The 26,289-nt window shown below is 74.2% G+C and carries 24 protein-coding genes and 3 tRNA genes; 19 read left to right on the plus strand and 8 right to left on the minus strand.

Translation table 11 applies throughout. From position 1 onward, the window contains the following. Nucleotides 1-27 precede the first annotated feature (27 nt). The 6 genes from ACZ6S5_RS06330 to arfB all read left to right on the plus strand — a co-directional run bounded on the left by ACZ6S5_RS06330 (nt 28) and on the right by arfB (nt 4,885). Complete coding sequence (locus tag ACZ6S5_RS06330; protein WP_465998342.1) at nt 28-1,077, plus strand: AAA family ATPase; 1,050 nt, start codon at nt 28-30, stop codon at nt 1,075-1,077. Next, nucleotides 1,074-2,171 carry a DUF58 domain-containing protein gene (locus ACZ6S5_RS06335; RefSeq protein ID WP_465998344.1) on the plus strand — a complete coding sequence of 366 codons (1,098 nt, stop codon included), beginning with the start codon at nt 1,074-1,076 and terminating at the stop codon, nt 2,169-2,171. The genes ACZ6S5_RS06330 and ACZ6S5_RS06335 overlap by 4 nt, the downstream gene beginning before the upstream one ends. Continuing rightward, entirely contained in the window at nt 2,168-3,127 is a 960-nt protein-coding gene (locus tag ACZ6S5_RS06340) for a VWA domain-containing protein (RefSeq protein ID WP_465998346.1), read from the plus strand. The genes ACZ6S5_RS06335 and ACZ6S5_RS06340 overlap by 4 nt, the downstream gene beginning before the upstream one ends. A gap of 48 nt (nt 3,128-3,175) precedes the next feature. Next, nucleotides 3,176-4,036: a S1C family serine protease gene (locus ACZ6S5_RS06345; protein WP_465998348.1), complete on the plus strand. Its 861-nt coding sequence runs from the start codon at nt 3,176-3,178 to the stop codon at nt 4,034-4,036. Nucleotides 4,037-4,141: 105 nt separating this feature from the next. Continuing rightward, nucleotides 4,142-4,450 carry a hypothetical protein gene (locus tag ACZ6S5_RS06350; protein WP_465998350.1) on the plus strand — a complete coding sequence of 103 codons (309 nt, stop codon included), beginning with the start codon at nt 4,142-4,144 and terminating at the stop codon, nt 4,448-4,450. Nucleotides 4,451-4,459: 9 nt separating this feature from the next. After that, on the plus strand, nt 4,460-4,885 hold the full coding sequence (arfB, locus tag ACZ6S5_RS06355) for an alternative ribosome rescue aminoacyl-tRNA hydrolase ArfB (protein WP_465998351.1): 426 nt from the start codon (nt 4,460-4,462) through the stop codon (nt 4,883-4,885). A 15-nt stretch (nt 4,886-4,900) separates the two neighbouring features. Here the strand turns inward: arfB and ACZ6S5_RS06360 are convergent, their stop codons facing one another. After that, the gene (locus tag ACZ6S5_RS06360; RefSeq protein ID WP_465998353.1) at nt 4,901-7,333 is read right to left on the minus strand and encodes a low temperature requirement protein A; all 2,433 of its coding nucleotides are present in this window, start codon (nt 7,331-7,333) and stop codon (nt 4,901-4,903) included. A gap of 115 nt (nt 7,334-7,448) precedes the next feature. On the opposite strand from ACZ6S5_RS06360, the gene ACZ6S5_RS06365 reads away from it, so the two are divergent. Continuing rightward, complete coding sequence (locus ACZ6S5_RS06365; RefSeq protein ID WP_465998355.1) at nt 7,449-8,024, plus strand: GNAT family N-acetyltransferase; 576 nt, start codon at nt 7,449-7,451, stop codon at nt 8,022-8,024. Nucleotides 8,025-8,156: 132 nt separating this feature from the next. Here the strand turns inward: ACZ6S5_RS06365 and ACZ6S5_RS06370 are convergent, their stop codons facing one another. Together ACZ6S5_RS06370 and ACZ6S5_RS06375 are read right to left on the minus strand one after the other, a co-directional pair. Beyond that, the gene (locus ACZ6S5_RS06370) at nt 8,157-9,047 is read right to left on the minus strand and encodes a 3-methyladenine DNA glycosylase (protein WP_465998357.1); all 891 of its coding nucleotides are present in this window, start codon (nt 9,045-9,047) and stop codon (nt 8,157-8,159) included. 35 nt (nt 9,048-9,082) lie between these two features. Further along, nucleotides 9,083-10,456: a hypothetical protein gene (locus ACZ6S5_RS06375; protein WP_465998359.1), complete on the minus strand. Its 1,374-nt coding sequence runs from the start codon at nt 10,454-10,456 to the stop codon at nt 9,083-9,085. 189 nt (nt 10,457-10,645) lie between these two features. Between ACZ6S5_RS06375 and ACZ6S5_RS06380 the strand changes: the two genes are divergently transcribed. The 4 genes from ACZ6S5_RS06380 to ACZ6S5_RS06395 all read left to right on the plus strand — a co-directional run bounded on the left by ACZ6S5_RS06380 (nt 10,646) and on the right by ACZ6S5_RS06395 (nt 12,127). Beyond that, nucleotides 10,646-11,449 carry a fumarylacetoacetate hydrolase family protein gene (locus ACZ6S5_RS06380; RefSeq protein ID WP_212837605.1) on the plus strand — a complete coding sequence of 268 codons (804 nt, stop codon included), beginning with the start codon at nt 10,646-10,648 and terminating at the stop codon, nt 11,447-11,449. A 106-nt stretch (nt 11,450-11,555) separates the two neighbouring features. Further along, a tRNA-Gln gene (locus ACZ6S5_RS06385) sits at nt 11,556-11,627 on the plus strand. A gap of 137 nt (nt 11,628-11,764) precedes the next feature. After that, nucleotides 11,765-11,837: transfer RNA gene (locus tag ACZ6S5_RS06390), tRNA-Glu, on the plus strand. 214 nt (nt 11,838-12,051) lie between these two features. Continuing rightward, nucleotides 12,052-12,127 (plus strand) — tRNA-Glu (locus ACZ6S5_RS06395). A 306-nt stretch (nt 12,128-12,433) separates the two neighbouring features. Here the strand turns inward: ACZ6S5_RS06395 and ACZ6S5_RS06400 are convergent. Beyond that, nucleotides 12,434-13,120 (minus strand): IclR family transcriptional regulator, encoded by a 687-nt coding sequence (locus tag ACZ6S5_RS06400; RefSeq protein WP_130322559.1) that lies wholly within the window; start codon nt 13,118-13,120, stop codon nt 12,434-12,436. 49 nt (nt 13,121-13,169) lie between these two features. Between ACZ6S5_RS06400 and leuC the strand changes: the two genes are divergently transcribed. From leuC to ACZ6S5_RS06420, 4 genes are all read left to right on the plus strand, one after another. After that, nucleotides 13,170-14,612: a 3-isopropylmalate dehydratase large subunit gene (gene leuC, locus ACZ6S5_RS06405; RefSeq protein ID WP_465998361.1), complete on the plus strand. Its 1,443-nt coding sequence runs from the start codon at nt 13,170-13,172 to the stop codon at nt 14,610-14,612. A gap of 15 nt (nt 14,613-14,627) precedes the next feature. Then, nucleotides 14,628-15,215: a 3-isopropylmalate dehydratase small subunit gene (gene leuD / locus ACZ6S5_RS06410; RefSeq protein WP_465998363.1), complete on the plus strand. Its 588-nt coding sequence runs from the start codon at nt 14,628-14,630 to the stop codon at nt 15,213-15,215. A 160-nt stretch (nt 15,216-15,375) separates the two neighbouring features. After that, the gene (locus ACZ6S5_RS06415) at nt 15,376-16,029 is read left to right on the plus strand and encodes an HU family DNA-binding protein (protein WP_465998365.1); all 654 of its coding nucleotides are present in this window, start codon (nt 15,376-15,378) and stop codon (nt 16,027-16,029) included. A gap of 137 nt (nt 16,030-16,166) precedes the next feature. After that, nucleotides 16,167-18,065 (plus strand): endonuclease/exonuclease/phosphatase family protein, encoded by a 1,899-nt coding sequence (locus ACZ6S5_RS06420; protein WP_465998367.1) that lies wholly within the window; start codon nt 16,167-16,169, stop codon nt 18,063-18,065. 43 nt (nt 18,066-18,108) lie between these two features. Here ACZ6S5_RS06420 and ACZ6S5_RS06425 read toward each other — a convergent pair whose 3' ends face one another. From ACZ6S5_RS06425 to cofC, 4 genes are read right to left on the minus strand one after another with little or no spacing between them, the layout of a single operon-like run. Then, nucleotides 18,109-18,990: an NUDIX hydrolase gene (locus ACZ6S5_RS06425; RefSeq protein ID WP_465998369.1), complete on the minus strand. Its 882-nt coding sequence runs from the start codon at nt 18,988-18,990 to the stop codon at nt 18,109-18,111. Nucleotides 18,991-19,018: 28 nt separating this feature from the next. After that, nucleotides 19,019-21,313 carry an RNA degradosome polyphosphate kinase gene (locus tag ACZ6S5_RS06430; RefSeq protein ID WP_465998371.1) on the minus strand — a complete coding sequence of 765 codons (2,295 nt, stop codon included), beginning with the start codon at nt 21,311-21,313 and terminating at the stop codon, nt 19,019-19,021. Nucleotides 21,314-21,367: 54 nt separating this feature from the next. Continuing rightward, nucleotides 21,368-21,565 carry a cold-shock protein gene (locus ACZ6S5_RS06435; RefSeq protein WP_265008045.1) on the minus strand — a complete coding sequence of 66 codons (198 nt, stop codon included), beginning with the start codon at nt 21,563-21,565 and terminating at the stop codon, nt 21,368-21,370. A 53-nt stretch (nt 21,566-21,618) separates the two neighbouring features. Next, nucleotides 21,619-22,263, minus strand: a complete 645-nt coding sequence (gene cofC / locus ACZ6S5_RS06440; RefSeq protein ID WP_465998373.1) for a 2-phospho-L-lactate guanylyltransferase — start codon at nt 22,261-22,263, stop codon at nt 21,619-21,621. Between the two features lie 114 nt (nt 22,264-22,377). Between cofC and ACZ6S5_RS06445 the strand changes: the two genes are divergently transcribed. From ACZ6S5_RS06445 to ACZ6S5_RS06460, 4 genes are all read left to right on the plus strand, one after another. Further along, nucleotides 22,378-23,103 carry a lysophospholipid acyltransferase family protein gene (locus ACZ6S5_RS06445; protein ID WP_465998675.1) on the plus strand — a complete coding sequence of 242 codons (726 nt, stop codon included), beginning with the start codon at nt 22,378-22,380 and terminating at the stop codon, nt 23,101-23,103. Then, entirely contained in the window at nt 23,100-24,107 is a 1,008-nt protein-coding gene (locus ACZ6S5_RS06450) for an NAD(P)H-dependent glycerol-3-phosphate dehydrogenase (protein ID WP_465998375.1), read from the plus strand. Before ACZ6S5_RS06445 ends, ACZ6S5_RS06450 begins: the two co-directional genes overlap by 4 nt. A gap of 7 nt (nt 24,108-24,114) precedes the next feature. Beyond that, nucleotides 24,115-25,230 carry a cystathionine gamma-lyase gene (locus tag ACZ6S5_RS06455; RefSeq protein ID WP_465998377.1) on the plus strand — a complete coding sequence of 372 codons (1,116 nt, stop codon included), beginning with the start codon at nt 24,115-24,117 and terminating at the stop codon, nt 25,228-25,230. Between the two features lie 195 nt (nt 25,231-25,425). After that, nucleotides 25,426-26,211 carry a putative protein N(5)-glutamine methyltransferase gene (locus tag ACZ6S5_RS06460; RefSeq protein ID WP_465998379.1) on the plus strand — a complete coding sequence of 262 codons (786 nt, stop codon included), beginning with the start codon at nt 25,426-25,428 and terminating at the stop codon, nt 26,209-26,211. The last annotated feature ends 78 nt before the right edge of the window (nt 26,212-26,289 follow it).

The following is a 26,289-nucleotide window of genomic DNA, read 5'->3' on the forward strand; positions in this document are numbered from 1 at the left end:
CGACCTCCGGCACGGGAAGCAAGCACCGTGACGGACATCTCGGACACCCTGGCCAGCGTGCCCAGCCCGGCCGATGCCGACGCGAGCGGCGTCGAGCTGGAACAGACCCTCTTCGAGGTCAAACGCGTGATCGTCGGGCAGGATCGGCTCGTCGAACGCCTGCTGACCGCCCTGGTCGCCGACGGACACTGCCTGCTGGAGGGCGTGCCGGGGGTGGCGAAGACCCTCGCGGCGCATACCCTCGCCACCGTCGTCGGCGGCACCTTCTCCCGGATCCAGTTCACCCCCGACCTGGTCCCCTCGGACATCGTCGGCACCCGGATCTACCGGGCCTCCACCGAGAGCTTCGACGTCGAGCTCGGGCCGGTCATGGCGAATCTGGTGCTCGCCGACGAAATCAATCGCGCCCCGGCGAAGGTGCAGTCGGCGCTGCTGGAGGCGATGGCCGAGCGGCAGGTCTCCATCGGCGGCCGGAGCTGGGCCGTGCCCGACCCGTTCCTGGTGCTCGCCACCCAGAACCCGATCGAGTCCGAGGGCGTCTACCAGCTGCCCGAGGCGCAGCGCGACCGGTTCCTCATGAAGATCGTGGTCGACTACCCGAGCGACGCCGACGAGCTGGCCATCCTCTACCGGATGAGCGCCGACCGGCCGACGCCGCGACAGGTGCTCGACCCGGTGCGGCTGCGGGACCTCCAGCGCCGGGCCAGCCAGATCTTCGTCCACCACGCCCTGGCCGAGTACGTGGTCCGGCTCATTTTCGCCACCCGCGACCCCGGCCGCTTCGGGCTGCCCGAGATGGCGCCGCTGCTCGCGTACGGGGCGAGCCCCCGGGCCACCCTCGGCCTGGTCGCCGCCGCCCGCGCCCAGGCGCTGATCCGGGGCCGGGAGTACGTGCTGCCCGAGGACGTCCGGGACCTGGCCGTCGACGTGCTCGCCCACCGGCTGGTGCTCTCCTTCGACGCGGTGGCCGACGGCGTCTCCGCCGAGGCGGTGGTCCACCGGCTGATCGAGGCGGTGCCGCCACCCCGGGTCGTCCACGGCCCCCCGGAGACGGCGGCCGACCTGGCGGCGGCATGAGGCGCCGGGTGCCACCCGTCCAGCCCGAGCCGACCCTGATGGACCTCACCCCCGACCAGCGGCTGCGCCGGCTGGAGCTGACCGTCACCCGCCGGCTCGACGGGCTGCTGCACGGCCAGTACCGGGGCCTGCTGCCGGGGCCCGGGAGCGAGGCTGCCGGCAGCCGGGAGTACCGACCCGGCGAGGACGAGGTACGCCGGATGGACTGGGCGGTCACCGCCCGGACCACCGTCCCGCACGTCCGGGAGGTCGACGCCGACCGGGAGCTGACCACCTGGCTGCTGGTCGACGCCAGCCCCAGCATGGAGTACGGCACGGCCACGCTGGACAAACGCGAGCTGGCCGTGGCCGCCGTGGCGGCGGTCGGGTTCCTCACCGCCGGCGTCGGCAACCGCCTCGGCGCGCAGGTGCTCGCCCTGGACGGGGTACGCCGGTTCCCGGCCCGGAGCGGCCGCACCCACCTGCTCGGCCTGCTCCGCGCCCTGCTGACCGCGCCCCGCTACGACGACTCCGACGCGGCGCATCCGACGCCACGCCGCTCCGACGGCGCCGGCTCGGCGCGTCCTACGCCGCGCCGCGACCGCGAGCCGGGGCTGGCGCCGGCGGCCGGCGGGTACGACGGCGGCTCCGCGCCGACGCTGGCGGACGGGCTGGCCGGCATGCAGCGGATGGCCACCCGCCGGGGCCTGCTGGTGATCGTCTCCGACTTCCTCGACGCCCTGCCCGACGACCCGGCCGCCGGCCCGCCCTGGGAGGCCCTGCTGCGCCGGCTCGCCGTCCGGCACCAGGTGCTCGCCGTCGAGGTGACCGACCCACGCGAACTCGAACTGCCGGACGTCGGCCTGATCACCCTGGTCGACCCGGAGACCGGCCGGCGTCGCGAGGTGTGGACTGGCGACCGGAACCTGCGCGCGCGGTACGCGGAGGCCGCCGCCGCCCAGCGCGACCAGGTACGCCAGGCGCTGCGCCGGTCCGGCGCCACCCACCTGGCGCTGCGGACCGACCGGGACTGGAGCGCCGACATCGTGCGGCACGTGCACACCCAGCGCCGGCTGGCCGCCGCACCGGCCGCGACCCGGGGAGGTGCCGCGTGAACTGGCAGTCGCCCGGCCGGCTGTGGCTGCTGCTCGGGGTGGCCGCGCTCGTCGTCGGCTACCTGATGATGCAGCGCCGGCAGAGCCGGTACGCGGTTCGCTTCACCAACCTGCGCCTGCTGGACCGGGTCGCACCGCAGCGGCCGGCCTGGCGCCGGCACGTGCCGGCGGGCCTCTTCCTCGCCATGCTCGCGCTGCTGGTGGTCGGCTTCGCCCGGCCCAGCGCGGAGGTGCGGGTGCCCCGGGAACGGGCCACCGTGATGGTGGCCGTGGACGTCTCCACCTCGATGCTCGCCAGCGACGTCGACCCGGACCGGCTGACCGCCGCCAAGGAGGCCGCCCGCCGGTTCGTCGACGGCCTCCCGGACGAGTTCAACGTGGGCCTGGTCGCCTTCGCCGGCAGCGCGGCGGTGCTGGTGCCGCCGAGCACCGACCGGGACGCGCTGCACGAGGGGATCGGCCGGCTGGCCGAAGGGGTCACCGGCGTCCAGGGCACTGCGATCGGAGAGGCGATCAGCACCTCCCTCGGCGCGGTGAAGAGCCTGGACGCCAAGGCCGCCAAGGATCCGCCGCCGGCCCGGATCATCGTCCTCTCCGACGGGGCGAACACCTCCGGGATGGATCCGATGGAGGCCGCCGCCCAGGCGGTGGCGGCCAAGGTCCCGGTGCACGCCATCTCGTTCGGTACGCCGTCCGGCTTCGTCGACCGGGGCGGACGGGCGATCCAGGTGCCGGTCGACGGCCAGACCCTCAAGGCGGTGGCCGAGGAGACCGGGGGCGGCTTCCACGAGGCGACCAGCAGCGCCGAGCTGCGGGACGTCTACGAGGACATCGGCACGTCGGTCGGCTATCGGAAGGAACGGCAGGACATCTCCGCCCGTTTCATCGGCCTGGGGCTGGTCTTCGCCATGGGCGCGGCCGCCGGATCACTGCGGTGGTTCTCCCGGCTGCCCTGAACCGCGGCACCCCAACGGCAGGACGGCACGACACGTGAGGAGCCAGGTATGGCAGTGCAGACCGGACTCGGCGAGCCGCGCGGCCCGTGGTTCGTCTCGCCGGAGCTGGGCCCGGACGGGCGCGGGCGGTGGGACGTACCCGGATCGCAGCGCGGCCCGGGCGGCGGGGGGTGGCGCGGGCGGATGCTGACCGCGCTGGCGGTGGTGGCCCTTTCCACCGTCTCCGGTGCGGCGGCCGGCAGCTGGGTGGCGGGCCGCGACGCGCCCGGCCCGGCCGCGGCGTCCGCGGCGCCGGTGCCGGCGGAGCTGACCACCGCCGCCGAGAAGACCGTGCCCGGCGTGGTCTCGGTGATGGTCGGCGGCACCTCGGGCGCCTCGGCCACCGGCTCCGGCTTCGCCATCGACCACGAGCAGCACATCGTCACCAACGACCACATCCTGTCCCGGGGCGGCTCCGGGCCGGTGACCGTGGAGACCGCGGACGGCCGCCGGTTCACCGCCCAGGTGGTCGGCCGGGAACCGAGCAGCGACCTGGCGGTGCTCAAGGTGCCGGCGTCGGCGGGACTGCCGCCGCTGCCGCTGGCCAAGCCGAACTCCACCCGGGTGGGGGAGCCGGTGCTGGCGGTCGGCTCGCCGCTCGGCCTCGCCGGCACCGTCACCGCCGGTATCGTCAGCGCGCTCAACCGGCAGGTACGCATCGGCAGCGGCCGGCACACCGCGGTGCAGACCGACGCCTCGATCAACCCGGGCAACTCGGGTGGGCCGCTGGTCAACGCCCGGGGTGAGGTGGTCGGGGTGAACACGGCCATCGCCACCATCGACGGCAGCGGCTCGATCGGCATCGGCTTCGCCATTCCGATCGACCAGGTCCAGCAGACCGCCGACACCATCATCGGGCGGGGCGGCTGAGCTGCGGAAGTTCAGGCCGGCGGTCGCGGGACAGGAACTGTCGGATATCCGCCCCGAGGCCATCGGGCCATGGAAATATTACGCTGAGTATGGATACTGGCGTGAGTGGAGCAAGCTGTAATCGCGGCCCTCCTCGTCGTGGGCCTGATCATCGGCGCCGGTGTCGGCGCGGCGTACGCCCGTGCCAAGCGCGGCTGGACGGACTACCGCACGATCCGGAGCACCGTCCCCGGCGCCCGGCGGAACGCCTGGGTGGCGATCCGCGCGGTGGTCGTCAAGGTCGGCGTGATCGCTCTGCTGCTGGTCGGCGCGGCCGCGTACGCGGCAGCCGGCTCAGACCACGAGCGGGCCGGTCCGGCGCCCACCCCGACCGGGACCGTGACCCCCACCCCGAGCCTCCGGCCGGGGCGCTAGCCTCGGGACGTGGACGACGGACTGCGGGTGACCGACCGGCTCGTGGTCCCCGCCGCCGAGCTGCGGGAGCGGTTCTCCCGCTCGTCGGGGCCGGGCGGGCAGGGGGTCAACACCGCCGACTCCCGGGTCGAGCTCAGTTTCGACCTGGCCGGCTCGCCCAGCGTGCCCGAGACGCTGCGCGCCCGGGCCCTCGACCGGCTCGCCAACCGGCTGGTCGACGGCGTGCTCACCGTCGCCGCCAGCGAACACCGGGCGCAGCTGGCCAACCGGGAGGCGGCCCGCGACCGGATGGCCGCACTGCTGCGCGAGGCGGTCGCCCCGCCGCCGAAGCCGCGCCGCCCGACCCGGCCCTCGCGCGCCGCCAAGGAACGCCGGCTGGCCGAGAAGAAGCGCCGGTCCCAACGCAAGCGCGACCGCCGGGTGGACGGGGACTGATCGGCCACCGCGCGTTCAGCGGGCGGTCACCGGCCCGGTGCCGGCCGGCACGTGGCCGCGTACCACCTCGAACACGGTGAAGGCCAGGCAGACCGTGGTGAGCAGGGCCAGCGCGAGCAGCGCCGCAAGCGAGCCGGTCAGCGGCAGCAGAGCCGCGACCACCAGCGCCCGCACCACCCGGGCCGGCCGGTACCGCCCGGTCAGCCGCCGCCGGAACGCCAGGTCGCCGAGCAGGTAGAGCAGCACGCCGCCGAAGAGCGCCACATGGCCCACCGGGTACGGCGGCGGCCCGAACTCGAAGAAGCCCCGATTGCCCAACGCCGAAATGGTCTTGCGCAGGCCGAGCGAGACCAGCACGATCCCGGCGACCATCGGCAGGTGCAGCCAGGTGTACGCGTCGCGGGCCAGCCGGGTACGCCGCTCGCCCCGCGCTGCGGCCAGAACCCGCTCCCCCTCCGCGCTGCCCCAGCCGAAGTAGACCCACCACAGGCTCGCCAGCAGGGCGGTGCCCAGGAACGCCGCCACGATGATCCGGGCCGAGATCGGCGTGTAGAGCACCGCGGAGCCCATCGAGATCACCGCCTCGCCGAGCCCGATGATGATGATCAGGGAGTACCGGTCGGTCCAGTGCTCGGCAGAGCCGATCCGCAGGTGGCGCAGACCGATCCGGGCGTTCCCGCCGAAGTCGACCGCGATGGCCAGCAGCCAGAGCGCGACCTGCACCGGGGTGAGCCGGTGGAGGTCGGTGACCGGCGGGCGCACCAGCCCGGCGGCCAGCAGCAGGGCGAGCGCGATCAGCGTCGGCAGGGCGGTGGCCACCGGCGGCGTCCGCCAGCCCGGGTCCTGCCACGCCACCAGCCCGAACGAGGCCAGGTGGAGCAGGCGGATGGCCGCGTAGCAGGCCACGAAGACCAGCGGCCCGGGGAGACCGCCGAGCGCGTCGGCGAACGCCTGCGGGCTGGCCAGGGCGATCAGTGCGGTCAGCGCGACCACCAGGACCATGACCAGACGCACCACGGGACTCTCCGAGCGGACCACGGCGGCCAGCCAGGCGTACCCGCACCAGGCCAGCCAGAGGATGGTGAGCACGAGCAGCCCCCGGGCCAGGCCGGTCCCGGTGGGGTCGTCGGACATCAACGCGGCCACCTGCAGGAACGCGTAGACGAAGACGAGGTCGAAAAAGAGTTCCTTCGGCGTGACCCGGGCGTGCTCGTGGGCCGGGGCGATCTGCGCGTGCAGTCGCCGGTGCCGCGTCCGGAAGACGGTCACGTCCGCCAGCGCCATCGCGCCCACCGCCGCGGTGAGCAGGGCCAGCTGGACCAGCACCGGTAGGTGCGGGGCGAGCGGGGCGAGCAGCGCCACCAGCAGGAGACCCAGCACCGGCGACCGACCCAGCAGGCGCAGCGTACGGATCTCGAAGAGGATCAGCCCTACCAGGTAGAGCGCCACCCCGCCGTAGAGCACCAGCGACTCGAAGCCCGGCGTGGTGGTCTCGCTGTCGGTGTGTACGCGCAGGTCCCCGAGCACCTTCTTGAGCCCGAGCGCCACCAGGATCAGACCGGCCATCATCGGCAGGTGCAGCAGGCTGTACGCGTCCCGGCCGAGCCGGCTGCGGCGTTCCCCGGAAACCTGCCCCAGCGCCTGCTCTCCCGCGAACCGGGCCACGTCGAAGTACGTCCACCAGAGCGCGCCGGCCAGCGCCACCCCGAGCAGTGCCCCGACCAGCACCACCGGGGTCAGCGGCTGCGCGACGGCGGCGCCCTGGCTGAGCCCCACCGAGATGATCGTCTCGCCGAACCCGATCAGGATGATGAGACTGTGCCGCTCCGCCCAGTACCGGCTCGAGCCGATCCGCCAGAGCTCCGACCCGATCAGCAGCGCCGCGCCGTACTCGACGACAACCGTGCAGGCGACCAGCGCGAAGCGGATCCACTCCCGGACCACCGGGTCCTCGATCCAGCCGGGCACCAGCGCGGCGGCCAGCAGGAAGAGGGCGGCGGCCAGCACCGGTGGCCAGGCCTGGCGGAACAGCCGCCGGCCCTGCCCGTTGGTGCCGGCCAGCGTGCCGACCGCGAGGACGGTGGTCCGGACAGCCAGGTAACCGAGCGCGAACACGACCGGCCCGGGCAGCCCCCCGGGGCGGTCGAGGAACGCCTCCCGCACGGTCAGGGCCATCACGAACAGTGCCGCGCTGAGACCGAACATCACCACCGGCATGACGCCCCGGTACAGCCGGACGGAGTTGCCGAGCCAGGCGAACGGCGCCCAGCACCACCAGAGCAGCACCAGCAGCAGCAGACCCCGCGGCAACCCCGCGGCGTTCAGCTGCTCGGCGGTCACTCCCGTGACGTTGAGGAAGGCGAAGACGAAGATCAGGTCGAGGAACAGTTCCAGCCGGCTGACGGCACCCTCGGTGCCGGCCAACTGGATTCGACGGGCGTCGCCCACCACGTCACTCTGCCAACGCCCGGGGGTTGTTCACCGGTGATCGGGCGCAACGCGGCCGGCCGACCGGGCGAAAACGGTTTGGGCCGGCGGATCCTCACGCCGGACAATCCGCCGCGTGCCGACCGACTTCTCGATCAAGCCCACCCTCACCGGCGAGCGGGTGGTGCTGCGCCCGTTCACCGTCGACGACGCTGCCGCCTTCCAGGTCATCCTGGCCGACCCGGAAGTGATCCGGCTGACCGGCAGCCCGCCGCAGGAACGGTTCGACCTGGACCGGCTCCGCGACTGGTACGGCAGCCGCAGTGCCCAGACCGACCGGCTGGACCTGGCGGTGGTGGATCGGGCGACCGGGGAGTGCGTCGGCGAGGTGGTCCTCTACGAGTGGGACCGGCACAACGACAACTGCACCTTCCGCACCCTCATCGGCCCCGCCGGCCGGGGCCGCGGGCTCGGCACCGAGGCGGTCCGGCTCGTCGTCGGGTACGGCTTCGAGCAGCTCGGCCTGCATCGGATCGGGCTGCACGTGTTCGCGTTCAATCCGCGCGCCCGCCGGGTGTACGAGAAGGTCGGCTTCGTCGCCGAGGGCACCGAACGCCAGGTGCTGCGGGACGGCGACGACTGGGTGGACGCCACGGTCATGTCGATCCTCGCCCCGGAGTGGGCACGGCACCGGGGCCACCCGGCGGGCTGAGTCCGTCCGGCGCCCGGCTAGGAAGCGGTCGATGACGCTGCCCGCGCAGCCCACTGCGCGAAGGTCGAACAGGCCGCCAGGGCTGCTGGCCCCGCCGGCGGATCCGATCGCCGCGGTGACTGGGAACGTTGGTCAGCCGTCCGAGGCGGCGAGGAACCGATCGCACTCCACCATCAGACGCGTGCGCAGCGGAGCAGCCCGCTCCGCGAACGACCGCTGCGCCTGCACGTACTCGTGCCGGCCCTCGACGGTTTCGATCCTGACGGGCGAGTAGCCCAGTGCGGCGAGGTCGTACGGAGAGGCGCGCATGTCCAGGGTCCGGATCTCTCTCGCCAGCTCGAAGCAGTCGGCCACGAGTTCCGAGGGGACCAGGGGCGAGAGCTTGTAGGAAAGCTTGTAGAGGTCCATGTTGGCGTGCAGGCAGCCCGGCTGCTCCAGCGCGTGCTGGCTCTCCCGGGTCGGGGTGAGCAGGTTCAGCGGCCGGGCCGGCGCGGTGAAGAACCGGAACGCGTCGAAGTGGCTGCACCGCACGCCCCGCTCCTCGACCACCGCGGCGGTGGCCTGCGGGCTGAGCCGCAGCGGCCAGGCGTTGTGGCGTACCTCGTCCTGGGTCTGCCGGTAGACCATCGCCCACTCGTGCACGCCGAAGCAGCCGAGGTGGGCCGGGCGGGCGGCGGTCGCCGCGAGCAGCGTACGGATCCAGCGGATCGAATCGGCGCGGCGGGCGCGTACCCGACCCGTGTCGAGGGTGAGCCCGGCGGCGGTGACGGCGTACTCCGGGCCGAACCCGGCCGGGTCCGCCTCGCGCAGCACCACCCCCGCGCCCGGGTGCCAGCGGCGCAGCTGGGCCGGGCGGTGCGAGTAGTAGGTGAAGAGGAAGTCCTCCACCGGGTGCTTCACCCCGGACCGGCGGCGGGCCAGGTGCGGGGTCAGCCAGGCGTCCACCCGCTCCTCGTGGGCCCGGCGCCGGGCCTGCCAGTCGGCCGCGTCGAGGGCGGCGGTGGGGGCGAGGGCGGCGGTCACGGACCCCAGGGTACGACCGCCGCCCGACCCCCCGGTCAGGCCACGTCCACCCGGACCCCGGCGGAGAAGACCCCGCTGCGCAGCTCCAACTGCTTCGGCGGGTCGGTGCCGTGCACGGTGAAGACCAGCGGCAGGAGCACCCGGCTGCCCGCGGCGACGGGTTTGGCGAAGACGTCCTGGCCCAGGTTGGCCACCCGGGTGGCGTCCTCGTCGGCGGACACCCAGTTGCCTCCCGGCAGATAGGCGCGTTGCAACTGGCCGTGCCAGGTCTGCTCGCCCGGGGTGAGGTTGCGCACCCCGACCGTGGCCAGGCACTGCCGGTCGCCCGGCTTCATCACCGGCAGGCTCGCGGCGCCGCAGGCCATCCGGTAGACGGTGAACTCGAACGCGGTCTCGCGCAGCGGGACCCCCAGCGTCCCGGAGACGCTCTTGCCCATCCACGCGCCGCTGGTCGGTTGCTTGGCGGTGTCGATCGCGGCGACCCGCTGGCTGGCGGTCCACCCGGCCGCGCCGACCACGCCGGCCAGCACCGCCGCCGCCACCCCGACCATCAGCCAGACCGGCGGCTTGCGCCGCCCGGCGGCCACCGCGGGCATGGCCGGGCGCGGGTAGACGCCGCCCCGGTCCGCCGGGCCGCCCGGGTGGACGGGGGCGCCGGCGCCCGCCGGACCGCCCGGCGCCAGCCGGGCCCGCCGCCGGCGGCGGCGCCACCACGCCCAGAGCCCGCCGCCGACGATCACCAGGGCCACGACCAGCGCGGCCAGCAGCACCGGCGGGCGTCGCCAGGTGGGCGCCGCCGTCACCTTCGTCGCCGGAGCCACGGCCGGCCCCGTCCAGGTCGCCGTGGCGCAGTCGTACGCCCGGGTGCCGTCGGTGCCGTAGACGCAGGCGGGCGCGGTGACCGACCGTCCGCCGGTGGTCGTGTTGAGCGCGGTGTGCAACGTCGTGGTGCTGTGCGCCGGCAGCCGCAGCCGCCAGGTCACCTCGTTGGCCCCGCTCGAACCGATCGGGACGGTGGCGTGGCCCCCGCCGGTCACGGTGGTCGCCCGGGACCCGGTGGGCAGCTCCTGCCGCACGGTCGTCTCGACCATGCTGCTCCCGGCGTTGCGCACCGCGATCCGGTAGCCGGGCGTCGGGGTGTTCACCGAGGTCACCGCCACGGTGACCGGCGGCGTCGACATCTGGATCGGCGCCGCCTTCGTCGGGGCCACCGCGGGCGGGGCCGCCGGCACGCCGGTCGGGATCGGGGTGGCGCGCTGCGCCGGCGCGGCCGGAGCCGCGGGTGCCGGGTGCGCGGGTGCGGCCACCGCCCGGGGAGCCGCCGGCGGCAGCGCCGGTACGGCGGCGAGGACGCCCAGGCAGTTCACGAACACGGCCAGGGCCCTGTGGTGTCGTCTCGATGCAGGCATACGAACGAACCTCCGGACCCGAAGCTATGGGCCCCGGCCCGCCGGGCGGGTACGAAGTCGGCATTCCCGCCCCGGCCGGCGCGGGCCGGCGTACCCTTCGCGCGTCCGACGCCCGGCGGGGTCGGCTCGCGGTGTCCGCGGCCGTCGGGTCGCCACCGCGTCGGGCGTGGCCGGGGATAGATTGGCCGGGTGCGTATCGCTCGTTTCGCTCATGCCAAGGGAATGTCGTTCGGGGTCGTCGAGGGCGAGTCGGAGGCCGGGCCGCAGGGCCTGACCATCGCCGAGATCGAGGGGCACCCGTTCGGCCAGATCCAGTTCTCCGGTGCCCGCTGGGCGCTCTCCGACGTCCGGCTGCTCTCGCCGATCCTGCCGAGCAAGGTGGTCTGTGTCGGCCGCAACTACGCCGAGCACGCCGCCGAGCACGGCAGCGAGGTGCCCAAGGAGCCGCTGCTCTTCCTCAAGCCCTCCACCTCGGTGATCGGTCCCCGGGACGCGATCCGGCTGCCGGTCTTCTCCAAGCAGGTCGAGCACGAGGCGGAGCTGGCCGTGGTGATCGGCGCCCCGGGCGCGCGTCGGGCCGACCGGGCCGCCGCCGAGCGGGCCATCTTCGGCTACACCTGCGCCAACGACGTCACCGCGCGGGACCTCCAGCGCTCCGACGGGCAGTGGACCAGGGCCAAGGGCTTCGACTCGTTCTGCCCGATCGGGCCGTGGATCACCACCGGGCTGGACGTCTCCGACCTGGAGGTCCGCTGTGAGGTGGGTCGCAACCCGGAGGAGATGGAGGTGCGCCAGCTCGGCCGGACCAAGGACATGGTCTTCGACGTTCCGGCCCTGGTGTCGTACATCTCCCACGTGATGACGTTGCTCCCCGGCGACGTGGTGCTGACCGGCACCCCGGCGGGGGTTAGCCCGCTCACGGACGGGGATACGGTCACCGTGCGGATCGAGGGGATCGGCGAACTCACCAACCCGGTGGTGCCGGTCGCCTGACGCGTCCGACGCCTCGTTTCCGCAGTTCAAGTGCGGTTCGGGGGGTTGGATTTGGCCTGCCGGCACCGGGAGGGTAAAGTTCATTCCCGGCGCCGCAAGGGGCCAATGGGGTATGGGGTAATTGGCAGCCCGACTGATTCTGGTTCAGTTAGTCTAGGTTCGAGTCCTGGTACCCCAGCGCAACCGCGGATTCGCGAGAATCCCGGACGCTGGATTCTGGCGGAGTTCCGCTCCGCTCCTCGCGAGAGGGGCGGCAAGTGATCTCTGATAGAGTGCAGCTTCCTCGCCCGGTCGGGTGGGGAAGCAGGAAGTTCTGGCCCCGTCGTCTAGCGGCCCAGGACGCCGCCCTCTCAAGGCGGTAGCGCCGGTTCGAATCCGGTCGGGGCTACAAGCGCTGGCAGCCCGTCCCACCTGGTGGGGCGGGCTGTTTGGTGCCTACGGCTGCCCCGATGTCCGCGTTCCCTGCTGCTCCGGGTCCCGGGACTCCTCGGCCGGGTCATCGGGCGGCCTTGCCGGGCCACCCCCCTCGTCGGGCCCCGGTCGTGGTGCCGATAGAATACTGCCGCACCGCTCGTCAGGGCGGTGAAGCAGGAAAAGTGCCTGGCCCCGTCGTCTAGCGGCCCAGGACGCCGCCCTCTCAAGGCGGTAGCGCCGGTTCGAATCCGGTCGGGGCTACCACACCGAACGGCCCGTCTCGCACCCGCGAGGCGGGCCGTTCTTCGTTGGTCGCCGGTGTGGGCGCCCTCGACCGGGTGGCGGACCGTCCGCCGGGGCGGCAAGGGCTCCACCCCGCGGCGCGGGGTCGCTCGCCGAGCCACCCCTCCCGGAACCCGCCCAAGCGCCCCGGCCCACTCACCCCCTCGCACTGTGCCCCCGCTGCCACCCGGAGGCGATCAAGAGGTTTGCGTCCCGGAGCGCGGGAACCGTGACGCGAACCTCTTGATCGACGGAGGAGGGCAGGGGAGGGGAGAAGAGGCGGGTGGGTCAGAGGCCGGAGAGGCGTTGGCCGGCGCGGACGACCGCCATGGCGTGGCGCTCGCCCGGGCGTCGACCGAGGCGCTCGATCGGGCCGGAGATGCTGATCGCGGCGATGACCCGGCCGGTGCGGTCGCGGATCGGGGCGGAGACGCTGGCCACGCCGGCCTCCCGCTCGGCGACGCTCTGCGACCAGCCGCGACGGCGTACCTCGGCCAGGGTGCGGCCGGTGAACTTGGAGCGGGGCAGCAGCGGCATGACCGCCTCCGGCGGCTCCCAGGCCAGCAGGATCTGCGCCGCGGAACCGGCCGTCATCGGCAGCACCGAACCGACCGGCACGGTGTCCCGCAGTCCGCTGGCCCGCTCGGCGGCGGCCACGCAGATGCGCTCGTCGGCCCGGCGCAGGTAGAGCTGGGCGCTCTCCCCGGTGGCGTCGCGCAGTGCGGCGAGCAGCGGCTCGGCCGCAGTCAGCAGCACGTCCGGCGCGGCGTTGGCCAGCTCGCCGAGCCGGGGGCCCGGGCGCCAGCGTCCCTGGGTGTCCCGGACCAGCATCCGGTGGATCTCCAGCGCCTGTGCCAGCCGGTGCGCGGTGGCCCGGGGCAGCTTGGTGCGTTCAACGAGTTCGGCCAGGCTGGCGCCGTCGACGCAGGCGGCCAGGATGACCACCGCCTTGTCGAGAACGCCGACACCGCTCATACTGTGTCCCACAAGCCGAAATTTACCTCCCAGAATTTAGGATGTCCAGATGGTGGGAGTCACTCAACCGAGGACCCTGGCCGAGAAGGTCTGGGACGCGCACGTCGTCCGCTCCGCCGACGGCGAGCCGGATCTGCTCTTCATCGACCTGCACCTGCTCCACGAGGTCACCAGCCCGCAGGCGTTCGACGGGCTGCGCCTGGCCGGTCGCCCGGTGCGCCGCACCGACCTGACGATCGCGACCGAGGACCACAACACCCCGACCGGGTACGACGACCCGGCGTTCCGGTCCCGGCGCGGCGACCTGCTCACCATCGCGGACCCCACCTCCCGCACCCAGATCGAGACGCTGCGCCGCAACTGCGCCGAGTTCGGCGTACGGCTGCACCCGCTGGGCGACGAGAACCAGGGCATCGTGCACGTGATCGGCCCGCAGCTGGGCCTCACCCAGCCGGGCATGACGATCGTCTGCGGCGACTCGCACACCGCCACCCACGGCGCGTTCGGCGCGCTGGCCTTCGGGATCGGCACCAGCGAGGTGGAGCATGTCCTGGCCACCCAGACGCTGCCGCAGGCCCGGCCGAAGACCATGGCGGTGAACGTGGTCGGCGAGTTGGCCCCGGGTGTCACCGCCAAGGACCTGGTGCTCGCCCTGATCGCCCAGGTGGGCACCGGTGGCGGGCGCGGCCACATCGTCGAGTACCGGGGCGAGGCGATCCGGAACCTCTCCATGGAGGGCCGGATGACGATCGCGAACATGTCCATCGAGTGGGGCGCCAAGGCCGGCATGATCGCGCCGGACGGGACCACCTTCGCGTACCTGAAGGGGCGGCCGAACGCGCCGCAGGGGGCCGACTGGGACGCGGCGGTCGACCACTGGCGGACACTGCCCACCGACCAGGGCGCGACCTTCGACACCGAGGTGACCCTGGACGCCAGCCGGATCACCCCGTTCGTCACCTGGGGCACCAACCCGGGGCAGGGCGTGCCGCTGGGCGCGACCGTGCCCGACCCGGAGGAGTTCGTCACCGAGCCGGAGCGGGTCGCCGCCCGGCGGGCCCTGGAGTACATGGACCTCGCCCCCGGCACCGCGCTGCGTGACCTGCCCGTGGACGTGGTCTTCGTCGGTTCCTGCACCAACGGCCGGCTGGAGGACCTGCGGGCCGCCGCCGACGTGCTGCGCGGGCACCAGGTCGCCGACGGCGTACGCATGCTGGTGGTCCCCGGCTCGGCCGTGGTCCGCGAGGCCGCCGAGGCGGAGGGCCTGGACAAGGTCTTCACCGACGCCGGCGCCGAGTGGCGTTTCGCCGGCTGCTCCATGTGTCTCGGGATGAACCCCGACACGCTGCAGCCGGGCCAGCGTTCGGCCTCGACCTCCAACCGCAACTTCGAGGGCCGCCAGGGCCGGGGTGGGCGTACCCACCTGGTGTCCCCGCCGGTTGCCGCCGCCACCGCCGTGGTCGGCCGGCTGGCCGCCCCCGCCGACCTGTAGAAGGGCAGCCGAGAGATGGACAAGTTCACCACCCACACCGGCACCGCCGTGCCGCTGCGTCGCTCCAACGTGGACACCGACCAGATCATCCCCGCCGTGTACCTCAAGCGGGTGACCCGGACCGGTTTCGCCGACGGACTCTTCAACGCGTGGCGGGAGGATCCGGCATTCGTTCTGAACGATCCCGCTCATTCGGGTGCGTCGATTCTCATCGCCGGCCCCGAGTTCGGTACCGGCTCCTCCCGGGAACACGCCGTCTGGGCGCTGCGGGACTGGGGCTTCCGCGCCGTGATCTCTCCCCGCTTCGGTGACATCTTCCGCGGCAACGCGCTCAAGGAAGGGCTCCTGCCGGTGGAGCTGGAATTGAAAGCCGTGGAAGAACTCTGGGACCTGGTGGAATCCGACCCGACCACCACGATCACCGTCGACCTCACCGCCCGAGAAGTCCACGCGGGGGACGCCACCTGGGCCTTCCCGCTCGACGACCACAGCCGCTGGCGGCTGATGGAGGGCTTGGATGACATTGGACTCACCCTTCGGCACGAGGCCGAGATCAGCGCCTACGAGGCGTCCCGGCCGGCGTTCCTGCCCTCGGTCGCCTAACCGTAGATAGCTTTTCGCCCCCACCGGCCCGGCCGGTGGGGGCGAATCCGTTACGACACAAGGGCTTTTTTCCACCGAATGTTTGTGTCCAGGCAGCACAGGGCATACCGTGCGCGCAGAATGGCTCGCGTCGAGTCAGTCGCACAATCGGGAGGAAGTCGTGAACAAGGCCGAGCTCATCGAGGCGCTCGCCGTTCGCCTGGGGGACCGGAAGACGGCGACGGCCGCGCTCGACGCGGTCCTCGCTGAGGTCCAGGCGGCGGTCACCAAGGGCGAGAAGGTGGCTATCACCGGTTTCGGAGCGTTCGAAAAGCGCGTCCGAGGGGCCCGAACAGCGCGTAACCCGCGGACCGGCGAGGCGGTGAAGGTCAAGAAGACCTCCGTCCCGACGTTCCGCCCGGGCGCCGGTTTCAAGGAGATGGTGGCCGGCGGCAAGGTGCCGAAGGCCACGGCCGCCGCCAAGAAGACCGCCGCGGCCGCCGCGGCCAAGACCACCGGGGCCAAGGCGGCGGCCGCGAAGAAGACCACCACGGCCGCCGCCGCCAAGAAGACCACGGCGGCGAAGGCCGCCAAGGCCGCCGCGACCAAGAAGGCCGCGCCGGCGAAGAAGGCCCCGCCGGCGAAGAAGGCCGCCGCGACCAAGACCGCCGCGGCGAAGAAGACCACGGCGGCCAAGAAGACCACGGCCGCGAAGACCACGGCGGCCAAGAAGACCACCGCCGCCAAGAAGACCACCGCCGCCAAGAAGACGACGGCCGCCAAGAAGGCGCCCGCGAAGAAGGCTCCGGCCAAGAAGGCCGCCACCCGGCGCTGACCGGCCGGACGGCCTGGAAAGGGCGCTCACCGCTCGCGGTGGGCGCCTTTTCTCGTGGGTACGCGTTGACCGGTCCGCGGGTGCCCCCGCAGAATCGCCGTGCCGAACACCCCTGTCGGTCACGAGAAGAGGCGCCCGTGCGGCACCGTCACCTCCCCACCGTCGCGCTCGCGCTCGGCGTGGTGGTCCTGCTGGACGTGCTGCGGGTCTGGCTGCCGTCGATCATCACCATCTTCGGCCGGGCGGCCGAGACCCCGGCCGAACTCCTCGGCGCCTTCGCGCTCTCCTGGTTCCTGCTCGCTCTAACCGCCCCGGCACTGGTCCGCCGCCTCGGCGCCGGCCCGGTCGGCCTGGTGGCGGCCGGGCTGCTGGCCGCGGCGCGGCTCGCCCTGACCGCCGGCCCCGGCGGACGACCGCAGCTCTGGCTGGCCTGCGCCGGGCTGCTCGCCGGCCTGGTCTGGCTCACCGCCACCGCCGCCCGGGTCGACCGGCCGGTGCCCGGTCTGGCGCTCGGCCTGGCCGTCGCCGCCGTGGGCCACGCCCTGCTCGCCACCGAGGACCTGGTCTGGCGGGGCGACGTGCTCGGCTGGACGTTGAGCGTCCCGCTGGTCCTGGCGTTCCTGGCGGCGTCGGCGGCGGCCCGACCCCGGCCCGGCGAACCCGGGCCGGCCATTGGCCGAACGGGGGCGCGGGCCTGGCTGCTCGTCGGTCCGGCGCTGCTCATCGCCGGTCAACTGGCGCTGGCCCCGGCCCTCTGGAGCGCCTCGCACTCCTACGGGTACGGCACGTCCCATTTTCCCGGCCTCGCAATCCCGCCTGCCGACTCCCCCTCGGTGCTCCCGGCGGTCGCGGTCGGGTTGTTCCTGGTGACCGCGCTCACCCGGGCACCCGCCCGGCTCGGGCGGGTGGTCTGGCCCGCAACCCTGCTCGCGGGGGCGGTGCTCTTCGCCACCGACCGGCCCGGCTGGCTGGGCTGGGCCTACCTGCTCGCCGCCGTCGGCCTTGGCGGCTGCCTTGCCCGGACCGACGCCGCGTCGTCCCGTGTGTCCGGCAACGGTGCCGCGCGGCGCGGCTACGCGGCGGTCGGCGGGATGTTGCTCTTCGCCGTCGCCTCCGTCGCCTACTACGCGGCCTACGACCTGGGTTACCCCAACGGCTGGGTGCCGGTGGGGACGGCCGTGCTGATCGCCGCGCTCGCCGTCACCGGACCGGTTCCACCCGACCCCGTCCTGACCGGATACGCCCGGCGCGCGGCGGCCGTCGTGCTCGCGGTGCTGGCCGGGGTGGCGGGCGAGGTGCCCCGGCCGGAGCAGCCGCCGGCGCCGCCCGCCACCCCACCGGCGGCGGTACGGGTGGTGGCGTACAACATCCGGATGGGGTTCGGGCTGGACGGCCGGCTCGACCTCGACGCGGTGGCCCGGGTGGTCCGGCGCGCCCGCCCGGACGTGGTGCTGCTCAGCGAGGTGGACCGGGGCTGGCTGCTCAACGGCGGCCACGACACCCTCGCCCTGCTGGCGCGGCGGCTGCGGATGCCGTACGTCTTCGCGCCGGCCGCCGATCCGGTGTGGGGCGACGCGGTGCTGAGCCGGTACCCGGTGCGGTCCGGGCGGAGCCGGCCGCTCGCCGCGCACGGCGCGCCCACCGGGGCGCAGGCCCTCGGCGTCACGCTCGACCTCGGGGGCCGGGACCTCGCCGTGGTCGCCACGCACCTGCAACCGCCGCCCGGGCAGGGGCCGGTGGCGCAGGCCCGCGAGGTCGCCGCCTTCGCCGTCGGGTACGCGGCCGGCCGCCCGCTGGTGCTGGCCGGCGACCTGAACACCGAGCCGGACGACCCGGCGTTCGCCGCGTTCACCACGGCCGGCCTGCTGGACGCGCTGGCCGCCGCCCGGCCGCTGCCGACCAGCCCGGCCGACCACCCGCGCGAGCAGATCGACCACGTCTTCGTCTCACCCGGCCTCACCGCAGCTGACGTGGCGGCGCCGCGCAGCACCGCCAGCGACCACCTGCCGGTCGCGGTGACCCTCACCCTGCCCTGACCCACCCTCATCAGCGGGAAGCGCGTCAAGAAGGGGCCCGTCCTCACAAGCGGTCGGCGGCGAGCAGGCGGTCGCCGGCGAAGGCGAGCAGCCAACCGCCGCCCTTCGCGGTGGTGAAGTCGTCGGTGCGGCCGGTCAGCCGCTCCAGCATGCCCGGGATCACCTTGCCCTGGCTGCACACCGCCACCGGGTCACCGGTGGCGCCCAGCTCGGTCAGCCGGGCCGCCCCGGCCAGCGCGCACTCCTCCTGCTGCTGGCCCGGCCGCGGCTCGTCGAAGTCACCGACCACCTCGATCGGCAGGTCCAGCAGGGCGGCCGCCGGGTCGAGGGTCTGCAGGCAGCGGCGGGCCGAGGCGGAGAGCAGGCGTACCGGGCGGATGAGGGCGACCAGCTCGGCCAGGGCCCGCGCCTGCGCCCAGCCCTCGGCGTCCAGCGGCCGGCCGGTGTCCGGGGCGGTCCAGGTGCCCCGCTTGCCGGCGTGCGCGTGCCGGACCAGCAGCACGGTGCCGGTCACCGGCGGCAGCGCCGCGAACGCGGCGAGCACCTCGGCGTCGTGCGGATAGCTGACCAGGCGTACCGCGGCGTCGACGGGGAGCCAGCGGACCTCGTCGACCTCGGTGTCCGGCTGGAAGCCGCCGGTCGCCACCGCCCGCATCGACCAGTGGTCGACCACCTTCGGTCGGCCCTCGCTGCGGTAGTGGACGGTGGGCAGGCGCACCTGCGGCACCGCTCGTACGTCGGTCTCCTCGGCGATCTCCCGGACGGCGGCCCGCAGCGGGTGTTCGCCGGAGTCCAGCTTGCCCTTCGGCAGCGACCAGTCGCCGTACCGGGGACGGTGCACGAGGCAGACCTCGACGCCCGTGGCGGCGGGGCGCCAGGCCACCCCGCCCGCCGCCCGGATCCGCCCTGGCTCGTCGTCCGTCATCGGCTCACCGTAAGCCGTGCGGGGCCGGTCAGCCGGCCGTCCCGCCCACCCGGCGCAGCAGCAGCTCCTGCAGGCGCGCCAGCGGCGCCTCGTCCGTCCCGGTACGTCGGTGCCAGGTACCGTCCCCGGCCAGCTCGAACGCGTCCACCTCGGGACCGAACGCGGCGGACAGCACGTGGTCCAGCTCGGCCCGGGCCACCGGGTCGCTCACCTGCACCAGCGCCTCCACCCGGCGGTCCAGGTTGCGGTGCATCAGGTCCGCCGAGCCCATCCAGAACTCGGCGTCGCCGTTGTTGCCGAACCGGAAGATGCGGGAGTGCTCCAGGAACCGGCCGAGGATCGAGCGGACCCGGATGTTCTCCGACAGCCCCGGCACCCCGGGCCGCAGCGTGCACATGCCCCGGATCAGCAGGTCGACGTGGACACCGGCCCGGGACGCGCGGTAGAGCGCGTCGGTGATCTCCTCGTCGACCAGCGCGTTCACCTTGAACTGGACGAGGCCCGGCACGCCGAGCCGGACGTGTTCGACCTCCCGCTCGATCCGTTCGATCAGGCCGCGCCGGATGCCCTGCGGGGCCACCAGCAGCCGCCGGTACGCGGTCTGCCGGCTGTAGCCGGTGAGCACGTTGAACAGGTCGGTCAGGTCGGCGCCGATCTCCGGGTCGGCGGTGAGCATGCCGAAGTCCTCGTAGAGCCGGGCGGTCTTCGGGTGGTAGTTGCCGGTGCCGATGTGGCAGTAGCGCCGGATCTGGTTGCCCTCCTGGCGCACCACCAGGGCGGTCTTGCAGTGCGTCTTCAGCCCCACCAGGCCGTAGACCACGTGGCAGCCGGCGCGCTCCAGGGTGCGGGCCCAACCGATGTTCGCCACCTCGTCGAAGCGCGCCTTCAGCTCCACCAGCACCACCACCTGCTTGCCGGCGGCGGCCGCGTCAACCAGGGCGTCGACGATCGGGGAGTCGCCGCTGGTGCGGTAGAGGGTCTGCTTGATGGCCAACACGTTCGGGTCGGCGGCGGCCTGCTCGATGAAGCGCTGCACGCTGGTCGCGAACGAGTGGTACGGGTGGTGCACCAGCACGTCCCCGTCCCGCAGCGTGGCGAAGACGCTGCGCGGCACCTCGCCCTCGGTCAGCCGCGGATGGGTGGCCGGCACGAACGGCGGATCCGCGAGGTCCGGGCGGTCGGCCTCGCCGTACACCTGCCAGAGCGCGGAGAGGTCGAGCAGGCCACGGACCCGGAGCACGTCCTGGCCGTCCATGTCCAGCTCGCGGACGAGCAGCTCCAGCATGTGGTCGGAGATGGAGGCGGCCACCTCCAGCCGGACCGGCGGGCCGAACCGGCGCCGGGCCAGCTCCCGTTCGAGGGCCTGGAGCAGGTCCTCGTCGCGGTCCTCGTCGACCTCCACCTCGGCGTTGCGGGTGACCCGGAACAGGTGGCACTCGACCACCTGCATGCCGGAGAAGAGCTGCCCCAGGTGCACCGAGATGAGGTCTTCCACCGGCAGGAAGCGCGCCCCCGGCTGGTTGCGGGCCACCCGGACGAACCGGGGCACGTTGTTCGGCACCTTGACCCGGGCGAACAGCTCCGGGCCGCCGTCCGGGTCGCGCACCGACACGGCCAGGTTCAGCGACCGCCCCGAGATGTACGGGAACGGGTGCGCCGGGTCGACCGCGAGCGGGGTGAGCACCGGGAAGATGTGCTCCCGGAACCAGGTGCGCAGCCGCTCCCGCTCGGCGTCGTCCAGGTCGCTCCAGCGCAGGATCCGGATGTCCTCCTCGGCGAGCTTGGGCAGCACGTCGTCGACGAAGCAGGCGGCGTGCCGGGCCACCAGGTCGGCGGTCTTCTCCGCGATCAGCTCCAGCTGGGTCCGCAGCGGCAGCCGGTCGCCACCGCGGACCGGCAGGCCGGCGGAGAGCCGGCGCTTCAGCCCGGCCACCCGGACCATGTAGAACTCGTCGAGGTTGCTGGCGAAGATGGCCAGGAACTTGGCCCGCTCCAGCAGCGGGGTGCGGGGGTCCTCGGCGAGCGCCAGCACCCGGGCGTTGAAGTCGAGCCAGGAGAGCTCGCGGTTGAGGAAGCGGTCCTCGGGCAGCGTCTGCGCGGCCGGCGGCGCGACGTCCGGCCCGGGGCCCGGGCCCTCCACCGGGTCGAGTGACTCCTCCAGGCCGGCGGAATCGGGCGCGGCCGACTCGGCGCCGAGGTTCTCCTCCGGGGAGCGGATCCGGCGGAACCGGCCGTCGCTGCCCCGGGTCGGGGCGCCGTTACGGGGCGCGGTCGGGTGCAGGAGGTGCGGCGGACTCTCGGGGTGCTCGCGAGGGGTGCTCACCACCTCATGATTCCCCGACATCGGTGAACAGAAAATGAACTCGGGGCAGGTCGATCAGGACATGGTCGGCAAAGTCACCCGGACGACCTCGCCGGCGGCGTCCCGCTCGATCCGGACCCGCTGCCCGAGCCGGAGGAGCCGCAGCCCGGAGGCGTCGAAGGCACGGGCCGGGAAGGGCAGCTCGGTGCCGTCGTCGAGGAGCAGCACGCCGCTGCGGGTCGACGCGTCGTAGGTGGCCACCGTGCCCTGCATGCCAGCACCGTAGCGGATCCCGCAGCCGCCCGGTGGCGCCCGCCCGGGACCGGTCAGCCGGGGGTGGCGGCCGTGCGGGCGCCGAGCAGCGCGGCGGTGCGCGGACCCAGGCCCAGCCGGGCGGCGGCGGCCAGGTCGGCGGCGGTGTCCACGTCCCGCCGCAGGGTGGGCCAGTCGCCGCGCAGCGGCCGCGCCCCGCCGGCCGCGTGCGCCGCGGCGGAGCCCACCCCGAAGCGGGGATCCAGCGGTACCCCGGCCGGCGCGGCGAGCAGCACGGTGCCGCTGCCCGGGGCGTCGGCCACGAACCCGCGTACCCCCGGCGGGCCGGTGGGGACGGCCCGCAACGCCCCGGCCAGCTCGGCCGGGCGCAGCGCCGGCAGGTCGGCGGTGAGGCCGGCCACCGCGGCGCGCGGCCCGGCGACCGTCGCGCCGTGCCGGAAGGCGGCGTTCAATCCGCCCGCCGGGTCCGGCACGGCCCGGGCGCCGGCCGCGGTGACCTCCGCCGCCACCCGGGGGTCGTCGGTGACCACCAGCACCTCGGCCACCGCCGGGCAGGCCCGCACCGCGCGGACCGTGTCGGCCGCCAGGGCGAGCGCCAGCTCCTCATGGGGTACGCCGGAGAGCGCGCCCCGCAGGCGGCTCTTCGCCGCCCCGAGGCGCTTCACCGGCACCACCACGGTCCAGCTCGGCTCGGGCACGTGACCATCCTGCCAGTCGGGCGGCGGTACCCTCACTGGCCGGACCCGGGGCGAGCAGGCATGATTTCGTCGCGGGACGTGGGCGCGTGGTCGGGGCACGAGGAGGGGACGCAGGTGGCGCGGCGGAAGGTGGGATTCTGGCCACGGTTAGCCGTGGTGCTGGTGAAGCCGGTGCTGACCGTCTGGACCCGGCGTACCTGGCGGGGCATGGAGCAGCTGCGCCGGGACGGCGGCGTCATCATCGTGCCCAACCACATCTCGCACGCGGACCCGCTGGTCTCCGCGCACTTCATCTACGACTCCGGACGCTGGCCGCAGTTCCTCGGCAAGGTCAGCGTGTTCCGGGTGCCGGTGATCGGCTCGATCCTCTACCGGTGCCGGCAGATCCCGGTGGAGCGCGGCACGGTCGACGCGGTCAAGTCGCTGGACAAGCTGGTCGAGGCGGTGAACGCGGGCGGCGCGGTGGTGATCTACCCGGAGGGGACGATCACCCGGGAACCGGACCTCTGGCCGATGAAGGGCAAGACGGGTGCGGCCCGGCTGGCGCTGGCCACCGGCGCCCCGGTGATCCCGGTCGCGATGGTGGGGCCGGAGCGGATGTTCGACCCGAAGACCTCACGGCTGCGGCTGCGCCCCCGGACCCCGGTCACGGTGGTCGCCGGGCCGCCGGTGGACCTGACCCGCTGGGCCGGCGCCACCCCGTCCCGGGCCGTCCTCGAGGAGATGACCGACACCATCATGCTGCGGATCCGTGACCTGGTCGCCGAGATCCGCGGCGGCACCCCACCGCCGCTCTGGGCGCGTCCCGCCCGCACCCGTACGCCCGAGGTGAGCGAATGACCGGCCACGTCGCCGTGCTCGGCGCCGGTTCCTGGGGTACGGCGTTCGCCAAGATCCTCGCCGATGCCGGCCGGGACGTGACCATCCTGGCCCGGCGGCGGGCGCTGGCCGACGCGATCCGGACCAGCCGTCGCAACCCGGACTACCTCTCGGACGTGCGCCTGCCCGACCGGGTCACCGCGACCGGGGACGCCGAGGAGGCGATCGCCGGGGCCGAGGTGGTGGTGCTCTCCGTGCCCTCCCAGACGTTGCGGGGCAACCTCGCCGACTGGACCCCGTACCTGGACCCCGACGCCACGCTGGTGTCGCTGATGAAGGGCATCGAGCTCGGCACCACCAAGCGGATGAGCCAGGTGATCATGGAGACCGCCGGGGTGCCCGCCGACCGGGTGGTCGTCGTCTCCGGCCCCAACCTGGCCCCGGAGATCGCCGCCGAGCAGCCCGCCGCGACCGTGGTCGCCGGCACCGACAGCCGGCGCACCGCCCTGGTCCAGTCGTCGATCCGGACGCCGTACTTCCGCCCGTACACGAACGACGACGTGATCGGCTGCGAGCTCGGCGGGGCGGTCAAGAACGTGATCGCCCTGGCGTACGGGATCGCCACCGCGATGGGGTTCGGCGACAACACCCGGGCCATGCTGATGACCCGAGGCCTCGCCGAGACCGCCCGGCTGGGCGTGGCGCTCGGCGCCGACCCGATCACCTTCGCCGGGCTGGCCGGCATGGGCGACCTGGTCGCCTCCTGCTCCTCGCCACTGGCCCGCAACCGCACCTTCGGCGAGCACCTGGGCCGGGGGGAAACCCTGGAACAGGCGCAGGCGGCCACCCGGCAGACCGCCGAGGGCGTGAAGAGCTGCCTGTCCATCCGGGACCTGGCTCGGGCGAACGGCGTGGAGATGCCGATCACCGAGCAGATCGAGCGCATCTGCCACGAGGGGATGGACCCGCGGCTCGCCGTGGACGCACTGATGAGCCGGACCGCCAAGCCCGAGTCGTACGAGTGAGGCGACGATGACCGAGTGGGGCGACGGCACCCGCAGCGTCCACGCCGGGCTCCCGGCGCCGGAGCCGGGACAGCCGTTCCTGCCCGGCCCGGTCTTCGCCGCGCCCTACCACCTCGACCCGTGGCAGGGGCCGGCGGCGACGCCCAACGGGTACGGCCGGCCGGACAACCCGACCCGGCGGCTGCTGGAGGCCGCCATCGGCGAGCTGGAGGGCGGGGACTGCCGGGTCTTCGCCAGCGGCCAGGCGGCCATCACCGGCCTGCTGCTGGCGCTGCTGCGCCCCGGCGACACCGTGCTGCTCCCCGCCGACGGCTACTTCCCGGTCCGCGCCTTCGCCACCGCCACCCTGGCGGGCATCGGGGTACGCGTCGGTTTCGTGCCCACCGCCGGGCCGTACCCGTCGTTCGACGACGTACGGCTGGTGCTGCTGGAGACCCCAGCGAACCCGGGCCTGGACGTGGCCGACCTGCCGGCGCTCACCGCCGCCGCGCACGCCGCCGGGGCCCTCGTCGCGGTGGACAACACCACCGCCACCCCGCTCGGGCAGCGCCCGCTGGAGCTGGGCGCCGACGTGGTGGTCGCCTCCGGCACCAAGGCGCTCACCGGCCACTCCGACCTGCTGCTCGGGTACGTGGCGACCCGCTCGCCCGAGCTGCTCGACCCGGTGACCGCCTGGCGGACCACCACCGGCGGCGTGCCCGGGGCGTTCGACTGCTGGCTGGCGCACCGCTCGTTGGCGACCGTGGACCTGCGGCTGGCCCGGCAGACCGCCAACGCCGAGGCGCTCGCCCGGCTGCTCGCCGACCGTCCGGACGTGACCGGGCTGCGCTGGCCCGGCCTGCCGGCCGACCCGGCGTACCCGGTCGCCTCGGCGCAGATGCGCCGGATGCCCGGGGTGCTCTCCTTCGACCTGGGCGACGCCGCCCGGGTGGCCCGCTTCCTCGACGCGTCCCGGCTGGTCGCGGCCGCCACCTCGTTCGGTGGGCTGCACACCACCGCGGACCGGCGGGCCCAGTGGGGCGACGACACCGCCCCCGGCTTCGTCCGCCTCTCCTGCGGCATCGAGGACGGCGCGGACCTGGTGGCCGACGTGGTCGCCGCGCTGGACGCCAGCGCCGACTGACGCCGGGCCCGACACCGGGGCGGCCGGACGGCGGCGGCTCCGTTAGGGTGACCGTCAGCAACGGCCCGTACGGGCCCCGACCGGAGGAGGTGAGACCGATCCACCAGCAAAGGACCGGCGCTCCCTCCGAGTCCGCGTCGCCCGAGGCTTAGGCGACGCCGGGAGCGCCGACGAGCGTTCCCGAAAGGCATCCCCATGGCACTGTTGCACGCCGACCGTTCCGCCCTCGTCCAGCGGCTGCGCGCCGCCGGTTGCGTCTACGCCGAGGACGAGGCGGACCTGCTGATCGCCGCCGCCGACTCGGCCGCGACCCTCACCGACCTGGTCGACCGGCGGGTGGCCGGCCGACCGCTGGAACACCTGCTCGGCTGGGCCGAGTTCTGCGGCCTCCGGGTCGCCGTCGACCCCGGGGTGTTCGTGCCCCGCGGGCGTACCGCCCTGCTGGTCGCCGCCGCCGCGGCGGTCGTCGGTCCGACGCCGGCCGTGCTGGACCTCTGCTGCGGTTCCGGCGCCGCCGCGCTGGTGCTGCACGATCGGCTCGCGCCGCGCTGGCTGGCCGCGGCCGACGTCGACCCGGCCGCCGTGGCCTGCGCCCGGCGCAACCTGGCCCCGCTCGGCGTACCGGTCTACCAGGGCGACCTGTTCGCGCCGGTGCCCACGCAGTGGCGGGGCCGGCTGGATCTGGTGGTGGCGAACGCCCCCTACGTGCCGAGCGACGCGGTGGCGCTGCTGCCGCCGGAGGCGCGGCTGTACGAGGCCCCGGTGGCCCTGGACGGCGGGCTGGACGGGCTGGCCGTGCTGCGCCGGGTGGCGGCCGGCGCGGCCGAGTGGCTGGCCCCGGGCGGGCACCTCGCGGTGGAGGTCAGCGTCGGCCAGGCCGAGACGCTCTGTGCCGTGCTGGAACGTGCCGGCCTGGTGCCGACGCTGGCGCACGACGACGACCTGGACGCCACCGCGGTGACCGCCCGCAAGCCGGCCTGACCGTGGGCAGCCGTCCGGCGCATGGCGGGCCGGTGAACACCGAACTAGCCTCAGGTCAGGCTCGGTGGGAGGGGTGGC

It is taken from the genome of Micromonospora sp. NPDC051924 (genome assembly GCF_055586005.1).